Genomic DNA, 5713 nt, shown 5'->3' on the forward strand with positions numbered 1-5713 from the left:
GGGAGACCGCCACTTCGACCACCGGCATCGACGACTGGATGAGCAGGTGCCGGGCGCGGTCGAGGCGGATCTCCAGATAGTAGCGGGCGGGGGAGCGGCCCATCTCGGTGCGGAACAAACGCTCGATCTGCCGGCGGGAAAGATCGACATGGTCGGCGATCTCGATCAGCGACAGCGGCTCGGCAAGGTTGGCCTCCATCAGCTCGATGATGGTGAGCACCTTGGAGTTCTGAACGCCGAGGCGGGCGCGCAGCGGCAGGCGCTGGCGATCGGTCGGGCTGCGCACGCGGTCGGTCAGCACCTGCTCGCAGACGCGGTTGACGAGGCTCTCGTCGAAGTCGTCGCCGATCAGCTTCAGCATCATGTCGAGCGCGGCGGTGCCGCCGGCGCAGGTATAGATGTTCTGGTCGACCTCGAAGAGGTCGGCAAAAACATTGGCCTTCGGGAAGGCCTCCGAGAAGCCCGGCAGGTTCTCCCAATGGATCGCGCAGCGCTTGTTGGAGAGCAGGCCCGCGGCGGCCAGGATGTGGGCACCGGTGCACAGGCCGCCCACGGCGACGCCGCGGTTGTATTCCTCGCGCAGCCAGGCGAAAGCGGACTTGTTCTGGTAGCGCTCGACATCGATGCCGCTGCAGACGATCGCCATGTTCGGCCGGTCCGGCCCGGCCATCTTCCTGCGCTCTTCCTCGAGCGAGGTGTTGACGGCGCATTCGACGCCGTTCGAGGCGCGAACGGGTTTGCCGTCGATGCTTGCCAGGCGCCAGCTATAGGCCTCGTAGCCGAGCATCCGGTTGGCCGAGCGAAGCGGATCGAGCGCCGTCGCGAAGGCGATCATGGTGAAGTCGGGAACGAGGAAGAATACGAACGATCTCTTGATCGGGTGCTTTACGGCATTCACGGGGAAACCTCACGCAGCCATGACGCGAACAGGATGTCGCGAACAGCATAGCGACAACAGGAAAAACCATTCCTGTCAATCGGGTAGGCGGCTAACCGAAGATTAAATTTGCGACATGGGTCGCAAATGGGCAATCCGTGCAACCACAGGGCGTCTCTTCGCCGACGTCAGGTGGCAACGCCCAACGAAAACGCCGCCTCGGCAAGCCGGGCGGCGTTGGGATGCAGCATGCGGAATTGTCTCAGGCGATAAAGCCGAGACGGGCAGCGGCCACGGCGCCGGTCTGGCCAGGCATGGTCTTGGCGAGGCGCTGACGCTCCAAGGCGGTCGTCAGGTTCATCTCGCGGCGGGCGAACAGGCGGGCAAAGAGCTTCATCATCCATCTCCATTTGGTTGCTCAGACGGGTCGCCTTCGCTTGATGGAGTGGGGCAGCTCGTTTTTGCTGCAGCCGATATAGGCTCGCTTCAGCAAAAACTAAATCGTAAAAACGAAGCGCTTGATATGAAAAGCGACATGATTTGCGACATTCTTGGGCAATGTGCCCATTATTTCCTATTATTTACAGCGCCTTAACTGGCCTGTTAACCCGCTATGCGAGTGGTTCATATGCGTCATGCAGCGGCCGCATGGCTGGAAAAGTCGTTTGAATGCAAACAAAAAAGACCATAACAAACAAAAGGCCTGCCGAGCTGACGCGGCAGGCCTTCAGAACTCCACGGACACTTGATTACTTCGCTCCGGCCCAGCTTCCGACACCGAGGCGCAAGCCGGTCTTGGCATCGGCGGCTTCAGGCCAGCCGATATCCTTCTGCAGTTCGATCGGCAGCGCATGGATGGCGCGTTCGGTCTGGTAGCGGGCGCGGGCCGCGCTGAATTCGGTCGCAAGCCGACCGATGGACGACAGGATAGACATTTTTCTCTCCTCTATGCGGGCAGGGAGGCGCCCGTCATTGCGTTAAATCAGGTCTGTTTCAGCTTCATTTCATGTCGATTGCAGGACTGTGTCGGGGTCGTTTCATGGCTGCTTTTGGCAGCATCCCGCATCGATCGAGTTGACTATGCGCCTGGAGTGATGTTCAATCAAACGAAATGGAATGATGGATTGCATCAGAAAAATTGAAAGCAGGCTCCTATGAACGCCCCGCTCAATCATCCGCTGCCGCTGCTTGATCTCGATGTGCTGCGCACCTTCGTGGCGATCGCCGAGACCGGCAGCTTCACCACGGCCGCCAATGCGGTGTTCCGCACGCCGTCGGCCGTCTCCATGCAGATCAAGAAGCTGGAGGACATCCTCGGCCGTTCGGTCTTCGCGCGCGATGCGCGCTCGGTGACGCTGACCACGGACGGCGAGATGCTGCTCGGCTATGCGCGGCGGCTTTTGTCGATCAACCGCGAGGTGGTGTCGAAGTTCATCATCCCCGACATCGTCGGCGTGGTGCGGCTCGGTTCCCCCGACGATTATGGCGAGCGCGTGCTGCCGCATGTCTTGAAGCGCTTCGCCCAGTCGCATCCCTCGATCGCCGTCGACGTCACCATCGACCAGAGCATCAATCTGCGCCGCCGCATGGACGACCGCGCGCTCGACATCACGCTGCTCACCAATTCCTACAAGACCAGCGCGATCGGCGCCGAGGTCCTTTTGACCGAACCGATCGTGTGGGCGGGCGCCAAGGGCGGCTGCGCGCATCTGCGCGAGCCCTTGCCGGTGTCGCTGTGGGAGGAAGGCTGCGCATGGCGGGCAGGGGCCCTGGAAGCGCTTGGACGTGAAGGCCGCAATTACCGCATCGCCTATATGAGCGCCCACACGGCCGGCCAGCGCGCCGCCATCATGGCCGACCTTGCGGTGGCGCCGCTGCCGAAGTCCTTCCTCGGCGACGAGATGGTCTCGCTGGGCGCCAAGGACGGCATGCCGGAGATCGGCACCTACAATCTCGCCATGGTGGTGGCGCCCGACGCCAGCGCGCCGGTGAAGGCCGTCGCCGACCATATCCGGGCGACGTTCGAACTGTTCCGCGAGACGGGCAAGTTCTGAGCTACTCGGCCGCGGGCGCCGGACGGGTTGCGAGGGCAGCCTTTGTCCCGCGCCGCGCCCGAGCACGGCGCGGTGCCGGCAGGCTGAGAAAGTCGACGATGCTGTCGCGCGCGCGGCGTGCCTCGGGCATCTCGATGAGCGGCCAGACGTGGAACATGCCCTCTTCATAAACCACGTCGACCTCGACGCCGGCGGCGCGCGCGCGTTCGGCGAAGATAAGATTGTCGGGGCTGAGCAGATCGCGCGAGCCGGTGAGCAGCAGCGTCTTCGGCAGCACCGAGAGATCGCCGTAAAGCGGGCTGATGTGCCAGTCCGAGCGCTCGAAGCCGGCGCTGTAGAGCCGGATCGCTTCCAGCCCGCCGGGGATGCCGAGCCAGGGATCGTTGCGCTCGGCCTCGAACACTTCCGGATTGGACAGCGACATGTCCAGGCCGGGCGAGATCAGCACGTGACGCGACGGCGAAGGCAGGCCTTCCTCGGCTGCCATCATGGTCAGCACGACGGCCATGTTGCCGCCGGCGGAATCGCCCATGAAGACGATGTCCTCGGCGTCGGCCTCTTCGAGCATGCGCCGGTAGAGGTCGCCGACCATGCCGAACATGTCATGGAAATCGTGCTCGGGTGCGATGGGATAGATCGGCACGGTGATGCCGAAACCGAGACGCTCGGCCATCTCGGCGATCAGCCCCCAATGGTAGGAGGTGATCTGAAAAACGTAGGCGCCGCCATGCAGGTAAAGGATGCGCCGGCGTTCCCCCGCCTTCGGCGCGATCTCATAGACGGGGAAGCCGTCGATTTCGGTCTCGGTGATGCCCAGCCGCGCCTTGAGCAAGGCCGGCGGATGATAGTCCTCGGTCTTGCGGGCATAGGCGATCCAACGCTGCAGGTTCTCGGGACTGGAAAACGCCTTCTTGCGGCTGTGCCGGAGAACGAACGAAACGAGATGGCTTTTCAAACTGGGCATGCGGATACACGGACTTCGGCAGAGCCGACTAAGAGAATTCCCCCCGCTCTGCGAAGATTGTACCTCAGTTTGAAATGTCAAGGAATCACCCTGGCACATCGGCGTGATCCGATGGGTGCCAGTTCTTTGTTCACGCAATTCCGGACGGAAGTCGCAGGGCCCGACCGCTGCGCACTTCCCTTTAAATGCTCTAGCGCCGCTTCGGCAGCAGCGCCGCGCGCAACCTGTTGTCGCCGGCCGGAGTCACGTTGCGGTCCTGGCGCTTGCCGAGCAGCTTGCATTTGTCGGCGAAGGTCATCAGCGCGGCGTGCCCAGAAGCAGCTTGTGAAGGGCTGCCTGCGGGTCGCTCGGCGGCGAGGCCGGCCAACCGATATCCTTCTGGACATGCGCCGGCAGATCGTTGAGCGCGCGGATCGCCTTGTTCCTGGCATGAGCCTGCCGGATGGTGACGCCGAAGCGGCTGAGATTATCGAACATCGACATTTTTATCTCCCTTGAAGAGCAACGACGGCCGAGGATGGTCGCTGGCCGCTGTTGGATGGCCGCTAGATGCGTCATGCATGTATCGGGTCGATTTCGCGAGAACGGTGTTTCGGTTTCCGGATCGCGCGGATCCGGAAACATTTGCATACAAATGAATTGAGCAGACCGACGGGCAGGTTCTTGTCCGAATAGCTGCCATCGGCGGTTGACAGAGGCGAGTGGCTGCATTGTTATTGTGCAATGCGGCGTGGGTATGTGTGCATCGCAACATGATGCGATACGGGTCAGGGCATCGTGACGAGCATCCATAGTGTTCAGTATCTGCGCGGCCTTGCCGCCTGCGCCGTCGTTTGCTTTCACGTCAGCGAGCAGTTCGGTGGTCCGTTCGACGTCGGAGCTGCCGGCGTCGACGTCTTCTTCGTCATCAGCGGCTTCATCATGTGGGTGACGACGGCAGGCAGGCCGGCCGATCCCTGGCGTTTCATGGGGCGCCGGATCACCCGCATCGTGCCTCTGTACTGGATTGTCACATTGCTGACCGCGGCGGGCATCCTGATCAAGCCGCAGTTCTTCTACGGCCATTTCTTCAGTGTGGCGAATTTCGTCGGCTCGCTGTTCTTCCTGCCGGTCCTGCAGGAGGGCGCGCTGCACCCCATCGTCATACAGGGTTGGACGCTCTGCTATGAGATGATGTTCTATCTCGTTTTCACGTTCGTCCTGTTCCTCGGCGAGCGCTGGCGGTTCGGCGTTCTCGTGGGCGCGCTTGTCGCCATCGTCGCGCTGCACTTCGTCCTGCCCGCGGGATATGCGCATGCCTTCACCGATCCTGTCGTGATCGAGTTCGCGGCTGGCGTCGCCGTGGGGCGTTTGTGGCTCCAGGGCGCCAGGCTTCCGCTCGGTGTGGCGCTGGCGATGGTTGGCGCGGGATTTCTTCTCCTTGCGGCCGGCCCGCTGTTCGATGCCGATTTGCCTCGGGCCTTACGCTGGGGGCTTCCGGCCGCATCGATCGTGGCGGGCGCGGGTTTTGCCGAGCGGGCGCGACCATTCAAGCCCGCTGCCTTGCCCACATTTCTCGGCGACGCGTCCTATTCGATATACCTGTGGCATGTCGTGGTCGGCGTCCTGGCGACCGGTGTCGTCCTGAGGATCGGAATCCCCGTGGCATTGCAGCCGGTGACGATCCTGGTCGCCACGTTCGCGCTCTCGGCGATGCTCTATCTGATTGTCGAAAAGCCATTGATCGGGCTGCTGCATCCGCAACGTCCCAAGACCGTCGTGAAGGCAAGCAATGCCGCGGCCGCAGGGGCCGCGGAATGAACTGAAACGTTACTCGCG

7 protein-coding genes are annotated in these 5713 nt (G+C 62.4%); 2 read left to right on the forward strand and 5 right to left on the reverse strand.

Going from position 1 to position 5713, the window contains the following annotated elements; translation table 11 throughout:
* The 3 genes from EOD07_RS19700 to EOD07_RS19710 form a co-directional block, all read right to left on the reverse strand.
* The coding region (locus EOD07_RS19700; protein WP_348627777.1) for a GlxA family transcriptional regulator at positions 1–835 on the reverse strand (835 nt) is incomplete at its 3' end.
* Between the two features lie 304 nt (positions 836–1139).
* Positions 1140–1274 (reverse strand): hypothetical protein, encoded by a 135-nt coding sequence (locus EOD07_RS39095; RefSeq protein WP_112099240.1) that lies wholly within the window; start codon positions 1272–1274, stop codon positions 1140–1142.
* 352 nt (positions 1275–1626) lie between these two features.
* Positions 1627–1812 carry a hypothetical protein gene (locus EOD07_RS19710; RefSeq protein WP_095764923.1) on the reverse strand — a complete coding sequence of 62 codons (186 nt, stop codon included), beginning with the start codon at positions 1810–1812 and terminating at the stop codon, positions 1627–1629.
* Positions 1813–2031: 219 nt separating this feature from the next.
* Here EOD07_RS19710 and EOD07_RS19715 point away from each other — a divergent pair, with 219 nt between their 5' ends.
* A complete protein-coding gene (locus tag EOD07_RS19715; protein ID WP_040981895.1) occupies positions 2032–2931 on the forward strand; it encodes a LysR substrate-binding domain-containing protein in 900 nt (299 codons plus the stop codon).
* Position 2932: 1 nt separating this feature from the next.
* Here the strand turns inward: EOD07_RS19715 and EOD07_RS19720 are convergent, their stop codons facing one another.
* Entirely contained in the window at positions 2933–3895 is a 963-nt protein-coding gene (locus tag EOD07_RS19720) for an alpha/beta hydrolase (protein WP_127236661.1), read from the reverse strand.
* 297 nt (positions 3896–4192) lie between these two features.
* Positions 4193–4378, reverse strand: coding sequence for a hypothetical protein (locus tag EOD07_RS37715; protein WP_164772365.1), 186 nt, complete (start codon positions 4376–4378; stop codon positions 4193–4195).
* A 294-nt stretch (positions 4379–4672) separates the two neighbouring features.
* On the opposite strand from EOD07_RS37715, the gene EOD07_RS19730 reads away from it, so the two are divergent.
* Positions 4673–5695 (forward strand): acyltransferase, encoded by a 1023-nt coding sequence (locus EOD07_RS19730; RefSeq protein WP_281059071.1) that lies wholly within the window; start codon positions 4673–4675, stop codon positions 5693–5695.
* Positions 5696–5713 lie beyond the last annotated feature (18 nt).

The organism is Mesorhizobium sp. M2C.T.Ca.TU.002.02.1.1, from assembly GCF_003997225.1.

Coding starts and splice junctions, on each gene's coding strand:
- EOD07_RS39095 (WP_112099240.1), bottom strand. CDS start 1,274: ATGAAGCTCTTTGCCCGCCTGTTCGCCCGCCGCGAGATGAACCTGACG.
- EOD07_RS19710 (WP_095764923.1), bottom strand. CDS start 1,812: ATGTCTATCCTGTCGTCCATCGGTCGGCTTGCGACCGAATTCAGCGCG.
- EOD07_RS19715 (WP_040981895.1), top strand. CDS start 2,032: ATGAACGCCCCGCTCAATCATCCGCTGCCGCTGCTTGATCTCGATGTG.
- EOD07_RS19720 (WP_127236661.1), bottom strand. CDS start 3,895: ATGCCCAGTTTGAAAAGCCATCTCGTTTCGTTCGTTCTCCGGCACAGC.
- EOD07_RS37715 (WP_164772365.1), bottom strand. CDS start 4,378: ATGTCGATGTTCGATAATCTCAGCCGCTTCGGCGTCACCATCCGGCAG.